This window comes from Erysipelotrichaceae bacterium 66202529 (assembly GCA_017161075.1).
In the GTDB taxonomy this organism is placed as follows: Bacteria; Bacillota_I; Bacilli_A; order Erysipelotrichales; family Erysipelotrichaceae; genus Clostridium_AQ.
Genome location: CP046174.1, coordinates 4017218 through 4037041, shown reverse-complemented (window position 1 = coordinate 4037041; position 19824 = coordinate 4017218). Strand labels below are relative to the sequence as shown.

The 19824-nt window shown below is 42.2% G+C and carries 16 protein-coding genes; 14 read left to right on the top strand and 2 right to left on the bottom strand.

Going from position 1 to position 19824, the window contains the following annotated elements; all coding sequences use genetic code 11:
- The first annotated feature begins 580 nt into the window (after nt 1-580).
- Complete coding sequence (locus GKZ87_19085; GenBank protein QSI28021.1) at nt 581-1495, top strand: carbohydrate kinase; 915 nt, start codon at nt 581-583, stop codon at nt 1493-1495.
- A 215-nt stretch (nt 1496-1710) separates the two neighbouring features.
- Here GKZ87_19085 and GKZ87_19080 read toward each other — a convergent pair whose 3' ends face one another.
- On the bottom strand, nt 1711-2748 hold the full coding sequence (locus tag GKZ87_19080) for an HD domain-containing protein (protein QSI27445.1): 1038 nt from the start codon (nt 2746-2748) through the stop codon (nt 1711-1713).
- A gap of 73 nt (nt 2749-2821) precedes the next feature.
- On the opposite strand from GKZ87_19080, the gene msrA reads away from it, so the two are divergent.
- The 5 genes from msrA (at nt 2822) to GKZ87_19055 (ending at nt 8433) form a co-directional block, all read left to right on the top strand.
- Nucleotides 2822-3328 (top strand): peptide-methionine (S)-S-oxide reductase MsrA, encoded by a 507-nt coding sequence (msrA, locus tag GKZ87_19075; GenBank protein ID QSI27444.1) that lies wholly within the window; start codon nt 2822-2824, stop codon nt 3326-3328.
- Between the two features lie 29 nt (nt 3329-3357).
- Nucleotides 3358-4203 (top strand): MerR family transcriptional regulator, encoded by an 846-nt coding sequence (locus GKZ87_19070; protein QSI27443.1) that lies wholly within the window; start codon nt 3358-3360, stop codon nt 4201-4203.
- Between the two features lie 1082 nt (nt 4204-5285).
- Entirely contained in the window at nt 5286-6509 is a 1224-nt protein-coding gene (locus GKZ87_19065; GenBank protein ID QSI28020.1) for an MFS transporter, read from the top strand.
- A 35-nt stretch (nt 6510-6544) separates the two neighbouring features.
- Nucleotides 6545-7717, top strand: coding sequence for an amidohydrolase (locus GKZ87_19060; protein ID QSI27442.1), 1173 nt, complete (start codon nt 6545-6547; stop codon nt 7715-7717).
- A gap of 32 nt (nt 7718-7749) precedes the next feature.
- A complete protein-coding gene (locus tag GKZ87_19055) occupies nt 7750-8433 on the top strand; it encodes a DUF554 family protein (protein ID QSI27441.1) in 684 nt (227 codons plus the stop codon).
- 249 nt (nt 8434-8682) lie between these two features.
- On the opposite strand, the gene GKZ87_19050 is transcribed toward GKZ87_19055, so the two are convergent.
- Entirely contained in the window at nt 8683-9234 is a 552-nt protein-coding gene (locus tag GKZ87_19050; GenBank protein QSI27440.1) for a folate family ECF transporter S component, read from the bottom strand.
- A gap of 842 nt (nt 9235-10076) precedes the next feature.
- Here GKZ87_19050 and pta point away from each other — a divergent pair.
- The 8 genes from pta (at nt 10077) to GKZ87_19010 (ending at nt 19590) form a co-directional block, all read left to right on the top strand.
- On the top strand, nt 10077-11051 hold the full coding sequence (gene pta, locus GKZ87_19045) for a phosphate acetyltransferase (protein ID QSI27439.1): 975 nt from the start codon (nt 10077-10079) through the stop codon (nt 11049-11051).
- Between the two features lie 171 nt (nt 11052-11222).
- On the top strand, nt 11223-11477 hold the full coding sequence (locus GKZ87_19040; GenBank protein QSI27438.1) for a hypothetical protein: 255 nt from the start codon (nt 11223-11225) through the stop codon (nt 11475-11477).
- Nucleotides 11478-11637: 160 nt separating this feature from the next.
- A complete protein-coding gene (locus tag GKZ87_19035) occupies nt 11638-12729 on the top strand; it encodes a patatin-like phospholipase family protein (GenBank protein ID QSI28019.1) in 1092 nt (363 codons plus the stop codon).
- A gap of 87 nt (nt 12730-12816) precedes the next feature.
- A complete protein-coding gene (locus GKZ87_19030; GenBank protein ID QSI27437.1) occupies nt 12817-13740 on the top strand; it encodes a collagen-like protein in 924 nt (307 codons plus the stop codon).
- A 33-nt stretch (nt 13741-13773) separates the two neighbouring features.
- Nucleotides 13774-14844 carry a glycosyltransferase gene (locus GKZ87_19025; GenBank protein QSI27436.1) on the top strand — a complete coding sequence of 357 codons (1071 nt, stop codon included), beginning with the start codon at nt 13774-13776 and terminating at the stop codon, nt 14842-14844.
- Between the two features lie 648 nt (nt 14845-15492).
- Nucleotides 15493-15921, top strand: coding sequence for a MarR family transcriptional regulator (locus GKZ87_19020; protein ID QSI27435.1), 429 nt, complete (start codon nt 15493-15495; stop codon nt 15919-15921).
- 53 nt (nt 15922-15974) lie between these two features.
- A complete protein-coding gene (locus tag GKZ87_19015) occupies nt 15975-17720 on the top strand; it encodes an ATP-binding cassette domain-containing protein (GenBank protein QSI27434.1) in 1746 nt (581 codons plus the stop codon).
- Nucleotides 17701-19590: an ATP-binding cassette domain-containing protein gene (locus GKZ87_19010; GenBank protein ID QSI27433.1), complete on the top strand. Its 1890-nt coding sequence runs from the start codon at nt 17701-17703 to the stop codon at nt 19588-19590. Before GKZ87_19015 ends, GKZ87_19010 begins: the two co-directional genes overlap by 20 nt.
- Nucleotides 19591-19824 lie beyond the last annotated feature (234 nt).

Genomic DNA, 19824 nt, shown 5'->3' with positions numbered 1-19824 from the left:
GCCACTTTTTTATATATGTTAAGAATTTTAGTGCGTTGAAGAAAGAGCGAAAAACAAATTCGTTAGTCAGACAGAATATTTGAGAAAGTCTCCACATTTACAATTTACGTATATACAGAGATAATCTACATATTACAGGATTCAGCTTTTAATTCAGATATCAAGATTCCAGTAATGAATCATTATAGAACTCCTTTTGATACTATAAAAGTGTGGTCTGGTAACTGCGAAGGAGATCAAAAGAAGGTTAATGAAATTAGTATGTAAGGCGTACATACATTATCACATACACTATGGATGCACAGCATGTAACATGGAATTTGAACTACCATATCGTATTTGCTCCTAAATATAGCGTCATTACTTAACTAAAGAATGTGGCAAGCGTTTGATGCTATCTACAATTTTGTGAAAACCATCAGCAAAATCTGTAATTTTTTATGCCAAAATCTGAAAAAACATTTGTATTTCTTAATTTATCTCAGATTTATGAATGAGCATTCACGCAGCTTCTCTTGTAAAGTATTACAAGTATGATATCATTAAGACATATGTGAATAAGGATATGGAGGTTGTATTTATGAGTATCGTGTGTATAGGGCAGTGTGCCTATGATCTGACATTTCCAATCCATGAGCCATTGATTGAAAATCAGAAATATAGAATTATGGAGCCGTTTTCCTGCATAGGAGCTCCGGCAGCTAACGCGGCGTATCTTTGTGCACTTTGGAAAGCGGATACTGCGCTGATTTCACGATGTGGCAGGGATTTTTATGGTACAGAGATACGCAGGGTGTTAGAAAGAGCTGGTGTTGATACAAGGTATCTGATTACGGATGAGCATTTCACAACTCCGCTTAGCGCCATTATCGCTAACTCCTCGAACGGGTATCGTACAATATTCAACTGCCCGGGTGTACAGGGAAAGCTGAATTTTAAATTTCCGGAAGATGCTGATATTCTATTACTGGACGGTCATGAGCTGCAGGCATCCATGGAAGCATTGCGTAGGTTTTCTGATATTGATAGTGTGATGGATGCCGGTACTTATCATGAAGAAACCAAAGTACTCGCTCAGCAAGTGACCTATCTTGTCTGTTCACAGGATTATGCAAGACAATACAGTAATATAGAAATTACTGTTCAGAATCCGGATAGCTGGAAGCAAACATTTAAAGCATTGCATACCTTGAATCACAGGAATATCGTTGTGACGTTGGGAGATCAGGGACTTTTGTTTGAGGATGCAAAAGGAATTCATCATATGGAAGCATTCCCTGTTTCTGCGGTGGACACAACAGGAGCAGGAGATATCTTTCATGGTGCATTTACGTATTGCATACATCATGGATATACATTACAGGATGCTTTGTTGCTTGCATCTGCCACCAGTGCGATATCCGTACAGACACTTGGCGGACAGACATCAATTCCCAGCAAGGAAAGCGTGAATCAGTTTTTGAGAAAGCATGAATGTGATGTAGCTTTAAGATAGACGCTACATTTCAAGGTCTTATATGAGAAGGACTAATCCTGTAACTAAAAACTAGCATCCAAATACAAAATGAAAGTTATCCCTAATCCTGTGAGCAAATTAGAAGTATGTGTTTATATACGAATATATTGATAATGTTTGAAATAGATTTCATATTATATTTGAAATCCTTTGCGTTTCGCTGAATCTGACTATATTAAAAGTAAGTCTCTTATTTATTCGGGGACACCAACCCAGTAGGAGAAATCGGTGTGTAAGAATTTTTCAAGGGAGCAGTTGAAGTCCGGGAAAAGTTTTGATGCTCTTTCACCACAGGAGCAGAGACCGTCAATATAACGTTTTTTTGCATCGACTTTAAACCAAATTCCTTTCTCTGGATGAATAATGCTTCTTTTTATCTGACAGGTTGCAGTAAATTGTTCCCATTTTTTTGCACATAAAGAATCAGCACAAAGTTTTTTAATAACATATGGTTCATCGGCATATAAATCGGTAATCGTAAGAACCCGCTCGGATAAAGCATAACGTAATATTTCTGCCAGTAGCTGCATAGAGAAGCGATCCTCATCGGAAACATAAGATTTTGATGTTTTTAACATGGAATAGGAAAACTGCTTTAACACTTCTGGTGTCTGAAATAACAATTCTTTTAATCCATATTCATTATAGCCTACACAAATATCATGATAAAAAGTTTTTATTTCATCTATTGTTGAAAAATTATAGTTTAAAAGATTTCCCAACGTGTATTCCAATCTGTCAGCGGAAAGCTGAGGGGTATTGTTATCCGCGATTGAATAAACGTGATAGTCTTTCACATCTTCTAATTTGATATTGTATTTCTGTAGTAGAGTCATCAGCTCTTTTGATTCTATAATTACAGCTTCCGTAAGATGTTCTGTAGATTCCTGATTAAGATGGTCATTATTAAGAAAATCTATGACATGTGCAAAAACAGGGGTCGCAATGTCGTGAAGTAGTCCAGCGATTGTTTGTGCCATATCCTCTGTGAAGTGCCATATAATAAGCGCAACGCCAATGCTATGATCGTAACGAGAATATCCGGCTATTTGATGATAAAATGGGAAGCTGGTATACTCACACCCACAATTCATTCCTATATGCTTTAACCTTTGCATAGCCTTTGCTTTTATGAAAGAAATCAAAAAATCAGGCATATCCTGATGATAAACAGACCAGAGATTATTCATGAAGATGCCTCCTTCTATAACAGCTATTTTATCATAGATCATGGTAAATGAGTTACACTCTGGAAGTAATCACTTCTTTACCGTATAATAAAAGCAGAGCTATGGAGGTAAGAAAATGAAAGAAATCTATTTAGCAGGAGGCTGCTTTTGGGGAATGCAGGCATACTTTCAGCAGCTGCAGGGAGTTATTGCGACAGAGGTAGGCTATGCAAACGGAAATGTGGAAAATCCAACGTATGAAATGGTTTGCAGTGGAACCAGCGGTTATGCTGAAACACTGCATATACAATATGACGATACGGTTTTGACACTGCCTTTTCTGCTATCCGTTTATTTTAACGGTATTAATCCGACAAGCTATCATCGGCAGGGAAATGATATCGGCGAACAATACCGCACGGGTATTTACTATGTGGATACTTCTGATCGGCAGTGTATCGAAGCATCCCTGCAGGAACTGGCTAAGCATTATGAACAGCCAGTTGTTGTAGAAGTCAAGCCCTTGATGAATTTTTATGCCGCAGAAGAATATCATCAGGAATATCTGAAAAAGCATCCTGGCGGCTATTGTCATATTTCAAAAGAAAAAATACAGGCAGCGAAAAATATCAGCTTGGAGTGAGCGTCCCTTCTTCTTAGAAATCTGGTATAATGAAAGAAGAACTACAGGAGGGATGCGGCTTGAAAACCTATAAAATTGGAGAAATTGCAAAGATGCTGGGCATTAGTGCTGAAACAATACGGAATTATGAGAAAAAAGGTTTGATATGCCCCTATAAAGAAGAATCCAATTATCGCTATTTTGATATTATCCAGATCAATCATTTGCTAAATCTGCAAAAGTATCAGAAATATGGATATACGCTGCATGAAATTCGTGAAATCATGGAAGAGGACAATATGCTGGAAGTGGAGTTGTCTCTCGAGAATAAAGAGCAGGACTTAATGAATGAAGCTTTTCACCTGAATCTCAAACTAAACAGTATTCATACAACCATCAACTGCATGCTGCAGGCTCAAAATGCCAAACAGGGCTGCTTTCTGGGAAAACGGCCAGCCTTGTACCGTCTGAATTATCAAAAAAACCATGAACTGATAACAGATGAGGAGGTTCAAAAAGAGCTTGTACGATGGCTGAAATATGCTGATCTTCCTTTTATGTCCGGTTCGGCACAGCTGGATACCATGGTGAATCTTGAACATGCGTTTGATTTTGGCTTTTGTCTGGATCAGAAAACTGCTGAATTTCTGGGTATTCAGGAAAGCGAAATCGTAAAGCTTTATAAGAGCTGTCCGGCAATCGTGTTTTATTATGAGGCGACACCGCATCAGGACATGGCTGAGGTTTCCCGTATGCTTATGGAATATGCGCAGAAGCAAAAGCTGAGAATCAGCGGGGAAAGCATCTCCAGGGTAATCTTTGCCAGATGGGGTCAGCATATGGAATATCATATATCCCATCTTGTCTGGGTTCCATATGAACGACTGAATACATGATGAAAATGATGCAGAAGTCGCAATCAGGCTCTTACTGAATGAGAGGGATATGCTGTATCTGTAAACAGAAAATAGAAGGAGAGCTCCAATGCACAGGAGCATGCCTTCTATTTTTTATTTATATTTATACTATATCATTTATACTTTACCGCGAACGTGAGTACGAACCCTAAACCGGCTTTCTGCTTTTTTTGTACCCAATCCTGCATTTGTTTTTAAAAACTAATCGTCTGCTTTAGAAAAAGGATAGGCAGCATTCATCATGAAGAAATATTGCGCATGTATACATGATAACTGTCGGATGTCTAACAACTGGTAAGATAAAAAAAGACGAATATTAAAAAATCATAAAATGCATTGACTTTACATTATATTGAAGGTTTATCATACCTGTGTTCCCAATAAACAGGGAATACAGGAGGCGTATTTCCATGAAATAGCATGGATATCTGAATTTGATGAACGGGTGATACTTACCGTTAGTAGAGCATTGTATCAGTAAGAGAGCCATTTTTTAGGAAGGAATAAGCATCCGTCCTTTTAAGGGGCGGTTGGATTTCGTTTCCTATTTCCTATAGAGACGCATTATCTTTCTCATATTGTGTATAAAAATACCGCGACTTATATTTTTTCAAAGAGAAATGATAGCACGATATCACCATGTACACATAGAAATGCCAGGCTTAACGATAGGAACACGGAATCTTTTCGCGTCAGAGTCAAAGAAAACACATGGCTATGGATCCAATGACTCAGATTGAGGATGGACTGTTAACGGTCGTACCACTGTAATGGTAGAGAGACTTGCGCTTGTTATTATGCGAAAGCATTGAAAAAAGACAGGCAGATATAACAGCTATATTCCAGCGGAAATGTGAGTATGCATACAACGTTAAAAGCCTTTCTCTGTTATATAACTGAATTATTGAAAAGACGCAAACGACTATGATGATTGCAATGACCATCAAATTCAGAATAAAGCAATACCTTTCGCGGCGGTGAAAAGAACAACGAATTAACCGTCAAAATTATTTGAAATCAATAAGGAGGATGTTATGAACTTAACAAAAAAACAATGGATCGTGTTTGGCGTGATTTTCCTAATTGGAATTTTTGCAAATCTTGATAAGAGCATGATCGGATTTACTGCAGATAAACTGATCAGTACTTATGGCTTTACAAAAGCACAGATGGGAAATTTATCATCCGTCTTTTATGTCAGCTTCATTCTGGTAACCATACCGGGAGGCTGGCTGGTGGACAGATTTGGATATAAAAAATTTGTTGTGATTTCACTGGCAGTGCTCATGGTATTTTCTTTCCTGTTTGGTACTGTAAGCTCTCTGTTTGCCATTCTGCTCTTGCGTTTTATGGTTGGCTTTGGTCAGGCAGGATATACGAATGGTTCTCCAAAAATCATCAGCGACAGCTTTGAAGCAGATCAGTGTGCAAGGATACAATCCTTTGTAGTAGCCACTGCCGGAATTGGCGGTATTCTGGCCAGTACGGTAGGAGAAAGTATTATTCATACCAACTGGCATCATGCTTACTGGTTTCTGGGATTTGGCTATTTGGCAGCCTTATTACTCGCAGTTATCTTTTTGAAGGAGCATAAAAAAGAAGAGCCGCTGGAACAGACAAAGACGATAGAGAAAAAAGAGAAAATCGGGTTTTTCGATGCCTGGAAAAACAGAAATACCCTGTTGCTGGCAGGGGCTGTGTTGTTCAGTAATCTGGTTGGTGTCGCAATGATGTTCTGGCTCCCAAATGTATTTCATGTCAATTTTAATATCGAAAATCCTGCCATGCTGAGTAGTGTGATGGTAGGCTTCTATGTCATTATGACGATTGCTATGGCTTCCAGCGGTATCATCCTGACGAAATACTTTAAAAATAAAGAGCTTACCTTTATCTTTTGGGCATCAGTTTTAACTGCTGTCTGTCTGGTTATTTTCATAACAGCGCCTCTATATCAGCTTGCGATTGCGGCACTGTATGTTGGTGACTTTGCAATGATGCTGGCGTTTTCCGGTTTACTGGCAGTGCCTTATCAACTAATACCGAGAAATATTATAGGATCAGCATTTGCTGTATTAAATATTGGTGCCTTTGTTGGAGGAATCGTTTCTCCACAGCTTGTCAGTACATTTGCAAGGTCTGGAAGCTATACGATTTCCTTTATCGTTTTAGCGGTCTGTATGGTGATATCCGGTGGCTTGGCATTGCTGGTGAAAAAGCCGGGGCAGGTAAAGGAAACCGAAAAGAATCAGCAGCTGCGAAAGCAGATGAATCATGCGAAAGCATAAACTGGAAGCACAGAGTGCACACAATATAGGAGGTCATGATTATGAATGAATGGTTTGAACATATTCCAACAGCGGATATGATAGCATGGAGGCGGCATATTCATCAGCATCCGGAGCTTTCCTTCAATGAATACAAGACGAGTGCCTTTGTGGAAAAAACACTTCGATCCTTTGGAGATATAGAAATTCAGCATCCTGCGCAAACCAGTGTACTGGCAATCATACACGGAGCACAGGAAGGAAAAACCATACTGCTGCGTGCGGATATGGATGCCTTACCAATGCAGGAGGAAAGTGGGCTTTCCTTCTCATCGGACGTTAACAATGTTGCCCACACTTGCGGACATGATACACATACCGCTATGCTGCTGGCAACTGCCAAGGTACTGTATGAGCTGAAGGATTCCCTGCATGGCAGCGTTAAGCTCATCTTCCAGCATGCAGAGGAGCTAAACCCTGGAGGATCCCAGGCAATCGTAGATAGCGGTTTGATTGATGATGTGGATGCGGTTGTCGGTCTGCATATCATACCGAATCTTCCCTGTGGAAGTATTCATGTGCATCCCAGCGGCCCTGCAACTACAGCAGCTGACGGCTTTTTCCTGCATATTCAGGGAAAGGGAAGTCATGGCTCCATGCCGCAAAACGGTATCGATCCTATCATTATCGGGACACAGATTATCACGCAACTACAAACCATTGTTTCCCGTATGGTGACGCCGGGTGAGCTGGCTGTCCTAACTGTCGGTGAATTCAAGGCAGGGGAAGCTCCCAATATCATTCCGGATAAGGCATATATGAGTGCGTCTATCCGAACGATTCATGAGGATACCAGACAGAGCATCGCAAGCCGTGTAAAGGCTGTTATTCAGCATACCTGTGCTGCCTATGGAGCAAGCTACGATCTCGATTATCAATTTTCCTATGCGGCTGTCCTTAATGATGCCAAGGTTTCCCAACTGGTAATGGATAGCGCCGCACAGGTACTCGGTAAAGAAATGGTATATGAAGCTCCCTTGACGAGTGCCAGCGAGGACTTTTCAAATTATCGTCAGATTGCACCGGTATGCTTTGTACAGCTTGGCGGTGGAACTGCAGAAGAAGGCTGCGGCTTTGCGAATCATAATCCAAAATTCAAAATTCAGGAGGCTGCTATGATAAATGGTGTAAAAACTGAGGTACAGACAGTATTAAACTATTTGAAATAAGTGTTATTGGATAAAAAGAAGGGAGTGTTGGTATGCTGTATATTTTTCTGAATATGGCTGGTATTGTAGCCGGCGGTTTTTTCAGCAGATATTGCAAGAAATTCATGAGTAAGGAACAGGTAAATGCTATATTGATAATTGCAAATCTATGCATTGCCGTTGTCGGAATACAGGGAGCTATTGCGACAAAAAATACGGTCTTAATGATTCTTAGCTGTGTTATTGGCGCAATCATCGGTACAGGTGTTGATCTTGATGGAAAATTTAACCGGCTTGCGGTGCTGTTAAAATCCCGCTTTCAGCATGCGGATGAAAACTTTGTGAAGGGCTTTATCACCGTATTTATGATTCAGTGCATCGGTTCTATGGCTATTGTAGGCCCTCTGGATATCGGATTGAAAAACGACGCCTCTATTCTATCCTTTAAAATTATTCTGGATACCTGCAGCTCTTTGATTTACGGGGCAATTTACGGACCCAGCGTCATGCTGTCAGGCCCCTTTGTATTTTTGTATGAAACAGGGATCTTTCTTTTAGCGGGTGTTCTGCAGCCGTTGCTTACACCCTATGTAATCAATGAGATATCTGCTATCGGCTCCCTGTTGATTTTTGGATTATCCTTGGATTTGCTGGGGATTCTGCATTTGAAAACAGCCAATCTGCTGCCAGCAATGCTGGGCCCAATTTTCTATTATCTGATAACCATGATGATTTAAAAACGGGGAGATTCTATAGAAAAGTTTAATCTCATCACCTATTTAGAAAAGGAACCTGTGTTTTTCTGCTTGCCCGTTTGTTCTGCCTGTATATAAAAAAGGAGCCTGACGATTGCATGAGAGACGATATGGAAGGGATGCTTTTCATTTGTATCCCTAATATATTCTCGTCTTATTCAATAGATCGTAAGGTCTCCTTTTTCAATTCAGCTCATTCTACAGGTTCATATATGCATCTGCTTTGTCTTATCAGACTGTCTTGCGTATTCTTTCCGCACCCTTTAATGCCGCATACAGCAGTGCTACATCTACAGGGAACATTACGACGTTTTTTATGAGCCGTATCATGGTGAACAGCGGACTCTGATACATCATGTTTAGCCAGAGAGAGGTTAGCATCAGATTGATGAAAATCGTGATACAGGCTCTGGCGATAATTACTCTTGGCAGGGTAATTTTTTTCTGGTAGAAGAAGCAGCCGTATATCATTCCGGTTAAAAATTCATTGATGGCAAACCCTGGGAAGTAAGGGCCGTCAGGCCGAAGGATATATTTCAGCGTGTCTGCGATCACACCGGCAAATCCGGTACATACCGGCCCGTACATCATGCCGCAAACAGCAGCAGGAATACTGGAAAAACCAATACGTAAGGTTGGTGTGATGGGGATGAACAGCGTACCGACAACGACATTCAGTGCTGTCAGCATAGCGGTTCCGGTAAGGGCAGGAACCCTGCGCAGCTGTTGTGCGCTTGTTTTGATCAAACCGGGTAATCCGGTTATTTCTTTCGCAAAGTTCATAAAAAAATACCTCCTTTCCGATATTGCATATAGAAAAGAGATAGAAAAATTTTCTCATGCAACAGCGGGATGCGACCAGGAAACCGCAAGATAAACTTTTCGCCCGTCTGACAACTCCCCGTTCAGATGGTACTTAACGCTTCCTGACCTACTCTGCTTATGGGTAGATTATAGAGCAGCTAATAAGAAATTACAAGTGTTTTTTACACAACCTTCTGAAATTCACAGTATGTGCTACGATACCCTGGGATACAGAAAAAAAGCGGAGGAGCGATAAGAAGGAAACCGGGCAGATGGAAAACCGTAATTGTATATCCTTCTTTGCATGTAAACATGGAGAATGATAAACATCCAGTACCATCTATGCTTTCCTGGCATTCCGCTATAATGAACGCAGCTTGTGCAGCTGCATAAACAGCGACATTTATCTATGGAAAAGGAGACTGCTTGTGAAAAATGCTGTACTGTGTAAAAAAACTTACATATCATATTACAAAGCTTCCGGATAAAGCTTGCTCTGTAAAGGAAAAAGAAAGTGCAGATAAATGAGAATTCAAGGAAGAAAATCCAATGCTTCTGCATTATTTATTTCGATTCACTGCCCATAAAGCAATGGATGCTTTCTATTCGAAATCAGGGAAAACGACGGATAGTAACAGTTTAATCTATAACAAGCAGTTACAATTTCAGCATGCTGTGATAGCATTTTTACTGCCATTCTATTTTAAAACTGTAAAACGTGACGCTTTTCACTTGTGAAATCATTGATTTGTGAAAATTTCCTTTTTTTATGCAAAGTGTCGGTGTATAATAAAATATGGCAAGGAAAGTGAGGATTTTTTATGATCAAATCTTTAATTGAAAAAATCAAGGGAAAGGGAACTCGTATCGTATTTACAGAAGGCTCTGACCCGCGTATTCTGGAAGCAGCAATCCGTCTGCATAAGGAAGATATCGTTGTACCTGTTCTGCTGGGAAATCGTGCGGAAATAGCTGGGGCTGCTGCAGCAAACGGATGGGATATTGAAGGCATCGAAACACTGGATCCAATCGAATATAAAAATATGGATATGATGGTAACAAAGGTTATCGAGCTTCGTAAAGGTAAGCTGGATGAAGCGCAGGCAAGAGAAGCATGTCTGCATAGAAACTTTTTTGGTACCATGTATGTTAAGCTGGGCTGTGCAGATGGTCTGCTTGGTGGTGCTACATACTCTACTGCAGATACGGTACGTCCTGCTTTACAGTTGATTAAAACAAGACCGGGAAACTCCATCGTTTCCAGCTGCTTTATCCTGATGAAGGATGGCGAGGAAAATTTGGTTATGGGTGACTGCTCTATCAATATTGATCCGAGTGCAGATGATCTGGTGGAAATTACACTGCAGACTGCACATACTGTTCGTCAGTTCGGTATTGAACCAAGAGTCGGACTGCTGTCTTACTCTACACTGGGTTCCGCAAAGGGTGCCAGTGTTGCGAAGGTAAATGAAGCAGCAACCCGCTTAAAACGTATGCCGCTGGATTTCGCTGTAGAAGGAGAAGTACAGTTTGACTGTGCAGTTGCTCCGGAAGTCGCAAAATTGAAAGCACCGGATTCCAAGGTTGCCGGAAATATCAATACCTTTATCTTCCCGAATATCGATGCCGGAAACATCGGTTATAAAATTGCATCCCGTCTGGGGGGATATGAAGCGATTGGGCCAATTCTGCAGGGTCTGAATGCACCAATCAATGACTTATCACGCGGTTGTAATGCGGAAGAGGTATTTAAGATGGCCATTGTGACTGCTGCACAGAAATACATGGATATCTAATATATATAAAGAAAACAAACAGGTCTGTCATAAACGGTGGCAGGCTTTTTTGTCTTGTTCAGAAACGCAGTAAAGCAGGATATAGCATCGCCTCTATGAAAACCTTACGGTATATATACATAAGAGGAGAAAGGGAATATAATAAAGGAAAGAGCAGGAAGGGGAATGGATATGATAGCAATTTGGAATCGAAAGGAAATCATGGTAACGGATAATATGGAGCGTCTGTCAAAAGCACGCTATGCATTACAGGGAGCGGGAATCAAATATTCGCTGATAACGAAAAATCTCTCCGCTGTAAATCGCAGTGCTCCACCGATTGCTCAGGGTTCCCACCACAATGATGCAATGTATTATCTTTATGTTCACAAAAAGGATGAAGATATGGCATTGCATGTAATACAGGAGGCAATACGCAGCTTCTAAGTAATATTCAGAAATGGTTTTATCGTAATAGGATACTGACTTGAACGGATGCATACACGATAAGAATATAATCCTTATAGATAACAGATGAAAAACAGACGGTACTGCAGCCGTCCTTTTTGCATACGCTAAAAGGGGTGAAAGCTTGAAAAAAGATCAAATGCGCATCGGACTTGCATTATCCGGCGGTGGTATGCGGGCGGCTGTTTACCATCTTGGTGTACTAAAATATCTCGCAGAGAAAAAGCTGCTGGGGAATGTAAAGCATATATCCACTGTCTCTGGTGCTAGTATCTGTATGGGACTGATATATGCCTGCAATGCCAATCAATGGCCCAAGGATACACAGCTTTTAAAGCAGGTGCTGCCGGAAGTAAAAAAATGTATTACGCAAAAGGATATCCAGTGGCATGCGGTATTACGACTGTTTCTACAACCCTATTACTGGGATAAAAAGGTAAATCTGCTTGCTAAGGTCATGGAGCAGCGCTGGTCAGTGAAGGGCTGTTTACAGGATATTGCCGCATCTCCTATGTGGACAATCAATACAACCGCCTATGAATCCGGAAAGGATTTTCGCTTTTCCAAAATCAGAATGGGAGAGCGGGATTCCAGCTTTGTGATGCATCCATCCTTTGCTTTATCACATGCAGTAGCGGCCAGTGCAGGCTTTCCGGTATGGATTGGGCCGTATAAACTGAAAACGGATCAATATGTGTGGACGGATGCAACCGGAACGATAACGGTTCGGCCACGAGATCGTGTGTTACACCTGTGGGATGGCGGTGTCTATGACAATATGGGGCTGGATCCGGTATTCACAACGAAACAGGATGGTGGATTGCTGCCGGATATCAATTATCTGATTGTTTCCAATGCATCTGGAAATATCGGGCATAAAACTCGTAAATATTCCTTTTCTATTGAAAACTTAAAACGTCTGCTTGATATCAATATGGATCAGGTGGAGGCATTGCGCAGTCAGGAGGTAATCGACTTCTTCCGCAAATATCATAATGGTGTTTATCTGAAAATCGGCACAACGGTAAAGGAAATCATGAAGCATAGCACCTGTTCAAAACAGGAAAAGGAGGACTGGATACGCTGCAGTATGAAGGAGGCGGAGGTACAGCGGGTTGCGGATTATAAGACAACATTGGAAAAGGTATCCTCCCTTGATTTTGACGCCATCCTGCAGCATGGCTATGAAACAGCGAAGGCTACACTGGAATGCTTTGGGAAATTCGCCTAAGTGTGTGTATTTTGACTAACACAAATGCCCCTTTGTGCATATAGTGAAGTGAGTAAGGAAAGAAAAGCTCTTGAAAGGGGAATAGCTATGTATCGAAACAGATATGACAAGAACTGCGAATATGACGACTATGATACCTGCCGTAGTTTTGACGAATCTCAGGCTGAGAGGGAGTGCAGCTGTGGTGAGCGTGCGTATGACGGCTTCCAGAACATGAATGACAATGCCTATGATTATGATTATAATCAAGGTTCAGCTTGTGATTGCGATTGTGACTGTGACTGCAATCGTCCACCGCGTCCGCCACGCCCATATCCGGGTATTGGTCCTACCGGGCCTATGGGGCCTCGAGGGCCAAGAGGGCCGCAGGGACCACGTGGATTGCAGGGATCTCAGGGACGGGAAGGTCTTCAGGGCTTACGTGGCCCACAGGGAAATACCGGACCACAGGGAGTACCGGGCGTTCAGGGCCCTACCGGATCGACAGGACCGCAGGGAATGCCGGGTGAGCGTGGAGCGACTGGAGCCAGAGGTGCAACCGGTGCCCAGGGCCCGCAGGGGCCTCAGGGAGCAACCGGCCCTGCAGGAGAATCAGCACCGGTTATACAATTTGCATCTGTCAGTATGCAGTCTTATACAGACAAGCAATTCTGCGCGCAGGAGGCCTTTGTCTTTGATATCGGCTCTATCCAAAGCGGATTTACAATATCTGATGATTATCGCAGTGTGATTGCAGGACATGCCGGTACTTATGTAGTACAGTTTGGCTGTTTGCCTGCTTCCCAGCCCTGCGAAGGAGATGCTGTTGCATTAGAGCTGAACAATACAATGATCATTGAGGAATCCAGAATACCGATGCTTTGTGAGGGAAGCTTTGTGAATGGCACCTGCATTGTTGAATTAGGTGAGGGAGACAGTCTGTGCATGGTGAGCGACACAGCACAGGGTGTGAATGTATGCAGCTTTAATAATACCGTTAATGCTTATCTAATCGTCTATCAGATCAACTGATAAAGGAATTTGGATAAGGAAAGGGGACGATGTATGGCGGGGATCAGTGTATGTATGATTGTCAAAAATGAAGAGGAGGTATTGGCACGCTGTCTTGCCTGCATTACCTCCTTTGCGGATGAAATCGTGATTGTGGATACTGGAAGTATAGATAAAACAAAGGAGATCGCGGCCAGCTTTACAGATAACGTGTATGATTTTCCATGGTGTGATGATTTTTCCAAAGCGCGCAATTATTCCTTTTCCAAGGCAACCCAGGACTTTATCATGTGGCTGGATGCGGACGATGTGATTTTACAGGAGGAGCAGGATAAGCTGGTGGAATTGAAGCAGCGCCTGCAGCCGGAGGTTTCTATCGTGATGATGAAGTATCATACGGCGTTTGATGAGAAGGGAAATCCTACCTTTTCCTATTATCGGGAACGTCTGATGAACCGGCAGATGCAGCATCAATGGATCGGTGTTATCCATGAGGTGATTCCATTAAGCGGAATTGTGCAATATGAGGATATCGCTATTACACATCAAAAGCTGCATGTGAGTGATCCGGATCGTAATCTGCGTATCTTTGAACATATGATTGCATTAGGAACACGTTTAAATGCCAGAGAACAGTTCTATTATGCCAGAGAGCTGTATTACCACAAGCGCTATGAAGAAGCATTGCAAACATTTGAAGCCTTCCTGAAGGAAGGGCAGGGCTGGGTGGAAAACAATATCGATGCATGTGAAATGATGGGGTATTGTTATCAGGCACTCCGGCAAAAGGATGAGGAGCTGCAGGCCTATATGCGCAGCTTTCAATATGATGTGCCAAGGGCGGAGCTGTGCTGTGATATTGGTAAATACTTTTTCGACATGGAGCGCTGGAAAGAGGCTGTATTCTGGTATGAGACTGCAATGCATCGGCCACGCAATGATCAAAGCGGCGCCTTTGTCCGGGTGGACTGCTATGGATATCTTCCGGCAATTCAGCTCTGCGTCTGTTACTGGCAGCTGCATGACCGCCAGGCATCCATGCATTATAATGATATTGCGGGCAGATACAAGCCCAGCAGTACTGCCGTACAACAAAATCGAAAGTTTTTCGGGAATGCACCCTAAGAAAGATGGATGTATTCCTTTTTTATATGAGAAAGAGGCAAGGCTGGTATCTATTTTGTGAAGAAGGAAACCATCGAGTTTGCTGATGAAAATTATGGTAGTAAATGCTAAACCGCTCGGTGTATAGCTGTTTTATATAATGCAATCCTGAAGGGTAAAACAATATCCTGTTTACAGATGTTTTTTATATAGGAAGCTGTTACGAATTTCAGCCATAGCGAAGACTGAATCGGCAGTCATTCATTATTTATTTGATTCTTACACCATATACAGGCAAGTGTGTTTGTGATGGGTTCCATTTTCAACTTGTTTTCAAGAGAAAGGGAGCAGGATATCTTTATAGAAAGCAGTGCATGCACAGATGGACGATAGGGAAGCACAGGGGAATTATTTTGAGTATTGAAAAAATGATGAATGAAGGCTTTACAGGATACCTGAGAATAAAAAAGTGTAACAATTCTTTCAAAAAAACAGCTATTCTATGTACAGAAATAATCTTTAATCAGCTGTTTTAACAAATTCACCTCTTACATTACTTCCAGGTTGAATTACCGAAATGGTCAAAGTAAAAATATTTGACAGGAGAGGCTGTCAGGTGTATAATTCATAGCGTGCTATATATTAGCTTGCGAAGTGTGAGGTGAAAGCATGGCGGATAATCATATCGGATATCTCATCAAACAGGTATTTCTAATGAATCAGGCAAAGCTGAATACGATGTTTGCGGAATTTGATTTAACTGCTTCCCAGACCTTTACCCTGATCTACCTGTTTAAAGCCAATGAACGGGGACAACAGGTGCATCAGAAGGACATTGAAAATGCGATGGATATATCCAATCCATCGGTCACCGGTATTCTCAACCGTCTGGAGCACAAGGGACTGATACACCGTGTTTCCAGTGCAAAGGATGCACGGGTGAAGAATATTGTTGTCAGTGAACAGGCTCTGGAGCTGGATAAAATACTTCGGGAGAAATTTAAGGAGAACGAGCAGGAGCTGGTATCCGCATTAGATGATAAAGAAATCGCATGTATGAGACACTGCCTGCTAAAAATGCTGGGACAGGAGCACTAATGCTTTTCTTTTCAGTAAATACATAGCATGCTATCGAAAAGGAGATGACAACGATGATCAAACGGATTTTACAGGAAGTAAAAGAATATAAGAAATCCTCCTTTATAGCTCCGGCCTTTATGGTGGGAGAGGTTGTACTGGAAATTTCTCTGCCGTTTCTGATGTCCTTTATCATTGATAAGGGTGTGAGTCAGGGCGATATGGCGGAAGTAACAAAATATGGACTCATTATGATTGTGGCGGCCTTTGGTTCTTTGTTCTGCGGGGCAATGTCCGGGAAATGTGCGGCCTATGCATCTGCAGGCTTTGCTAAGAATCTGCGCAAGGCGATGTTCTATAATATTCAGGATTTCTCGTTTCACAATATTGACAAGTTTTCCACAGCCGGTCTGGTAACGCGATTGATGACGGATGTGACGAATATACAAAATGCCTATCAGATGGTGCTGCGTATGTGCGTACGTGCTCCGCTGACGCTGATTTGTGCGATGGCGATGACCTTTATTATCAATGCAAGGCTGTCTATGGTATTTTTATATGCGATTGCTTTTCTGGGTGTTGTACTAATTTTTATTATGAAATTCGCACATCCGATTTTCCTGCATGTATTCAATAAATATGATGATCTGAATGCAAGTGTACAGGAAAATATAACGAATATGCGAGTGGTTAAGGCGTATGTGAAGGAGGAATATGAAATATCGAAGTTTCATAAGGCCTCTTATAATATATATCGTCTGTTTAAAAAGGCAGAGAATATATTGATTTTCAACTCTCCGGCGATGCAGCTGTGTATGTATGCCTGCATTATAGCGATATCCTGGCTTGGCGCAAGGATGATTGTCACTGGCTCCATGACGACCGGTGAGCTGATGAGTATGATCACGTATACTACGAATATTCTGATGTCCCTGATGATGCTGTCTATGATTTTTGTCATGCTGTCTATGAGCTTTGCGTCAGTACAGCGTATTGATGAGGTACTGGATGAAAAGAGTACTATTGTTTCACCTACACAGGCTGTTACCGAGGTGAAGGATGGCTCGATTGATTTCCATCATGTCAGCTTTGCATACAGTGCGGATCAGGAGGCGGATTCTCTGGAGGATATTGATTTGCATATCCAATCTGGTGAAACCATTGGTATCCTGGGAGGAACCGGCAGCGGGAAGTCTTCCTTCGTACAACTGATTCCTCGTCTGTATGATGTGACAAAAGGCAGTCTCTGTGTCGGCGGAGTGAATGTGCAGGACTACGATTTGGATGTGCTGCGAAACCAGGTTTCCATGGTATTGCAGAATAATGTGCTGTTCAGCGGGACGATTAAAGATAATCTGCGTTGGGGAAATCCGAATGCGAGTGACGAAGAAATGCTGCAGGCATGCAGGCTGGCACAGGCGGATGAGTTTATTCAGCGGTTTCCGGATGGTTATGATACACATATTGAGCAGGGTGGAAGCAATGTATCCGGAGGACAGAAGCAGCGTCTTTGTATTGCCAGAGCCTTGTTGAAGAATCCGAAAATTCTGATTTTGGACGATTCTACCAGTGCAGTGGATACACGAACCGATTATTTGATACGAAAGGCGTTTCGAGAGGAGCTGGCGGATATTACAAAGCTGATTATATCCCAGCGTATTTCCTCCATCGAGGATGCGGATAGAATTTTCGTGCTGGATGATGGAAAAATCAATGGTATCGGAACACATGAGGAGCTATTGAAAACAAATGCAATTTATCAGGAGGTGTATCGTACACAGGTGAAAGGAGGCGGTGAGGATGCAGGTCAGGAAGAATAAAATCAAAGCAGACCGTGATTCCTTACAGGTGCTGAAGCGTCTGTGCGGTTATGTGATTCGCAATTATAAGGTTTCCTGCTTCTTTGTGTTGATTTTCATTATCGTAAGCTCCCTGGCAACCGTCGCAAGCTCCCTGTTTTTAAAGAGTCTGATTGATGATTATATCGCACCGATTCTGACGTCCAGCGGACCGGCTGATTTTCATCCGCTGTTTCAGGCATTATGTGGCATGGCAGCCATTTACGCATGCGGTATTGCATCCACGTATTTATATGCCAGGATTTTAATCAATGTGGCACAGGGGACGATGAAACGGATACGGGATGATTTGTTTGCACATATGGAGAAGCTGCCAATTCGTTATTTTGACACGCACCATCATGGAGATATCATGTCGGTGTATACGAATGATACAGATACGCTGCGGCAGGTGATTTCACAAAGCATTCCACAGCTTTTATCTTCTGCGATTACTGTGGTGAGTGTCTTTCTTTCTATGTGTGTGCTGAGCCTTTACCTGACAGCTATTGTCGTGGTCATGGTGATTGTTATGAAAACGGCGATGTCTAAAATTGCCGGTCAGAGTGCTGTTTATTTCAAGCGTCAGCAGACTGACCTCGGTATTGTGAATGGCTATATCGAGGAGATGATGAGCGGTCAAAAGGTCATTAAGGTGTTTACGCATGAGCAGGAAACAAAGGATGGCTTTGACCGGGTGAATGAGCAGCTGTTTGACAGTGCCTATCAGGCAAATAAGTTTGCGAATATCCTGATGCCGGTTATGGGGAACCTGGGAAATATATCGTATGTATTGACAGCATTGCTGGGTGGCCTTGTGGCAATCAATGGTATCGGCGGTCTGACATTAGGCGGTCTGGCATCCTTTCTGCAGTTGAACAGGTCGTTTACGATGCCGATTACGCAAATTTCCCAGCAGCTGAATTCTGTTATAATGGCATCCGCAGGTGCTTCCCGCATCTTTGCGTTGATGGATGAAGGGCTGGAATTGGATGATGGTCTGGTGACATTGGCAAATGTAAAGGATGTTGACGGTGAATTGGTAGAGAGTGATGTACCGACAGGAAGGTGGGCATGGCGGCATCCGCGTAAGGATGGGGCTGTGCAGTATGTACCGCTTGTTGGAGATATCATATTTGATGATGTTGATTTTGGCTATAATGAAAATAAGCAGATTCTGTATAATATCAAGCTGTATGCCGAGCGTGGTCAAAAGGTGGCATTTGTCGGTGCCACGGGAGCTGGAAAGACGACGATTACCAACCTGATTAACCGTTTTTATGATATTCAAAAGGGTACGATCACGTACGATGGAATTGATATCAAGCTGATTAAAAAGGATGATTTGAGAAGGTCTTTGGGAATTGTTTTACAGGATACGCATCTGTTTACCGGAACGATTCGCGATAATATCCGATATGGCAAGGCGGATGCTACAGATGAGGAGGTCATTGCGGCGGCAAAGCTTGCGAATGCACATGGGTTTATACGGCATCTGGAGCATGGCTATGACACGCTGATCAGCGGGGATGGGGCTTCTCTTTCCCAGGGACAGCGGCAGTTATTGTCGATTGCCAGAGCAGCACTTGCAAATTCTCCTGTTCTGATACTGGATGAGGCGACAAGCTCTATCGATTCCCGTACAGAGAAGATTGTACAGGATGGCATGGATAAGCTGATGGAGGGAAGAACGGTGTTTGTTATTGCACATCGGCTTTCTACAATCAGAAATTCGGATGTGATTATGGTAATGGATCAGGGAAAGATCATTGAACGTGGAAACCATGAGAAGCTGATGAAGGAGCGGGGAACGTATTACCAGCTGTATACCGGAGGATTGGAGCTGGATTGAGTTAATTGTTAGAATATGAAAAAGGACTGTCCGTATGGATATGCTGATTTGATCAATCATATCATAGGGCAGTCTTTTCTTTTGCGTATGAAGGCATAAATTTCTTTATAAGGATATACTCTGCAATTTTCTTAACTCCATAAGAGTATGGCCACACAGCATCATCATTGTTTGATATTAAGAAGGATACACCCTTGTCTTTACCATGTATGTATCCTCCATTCTTATTTTAAT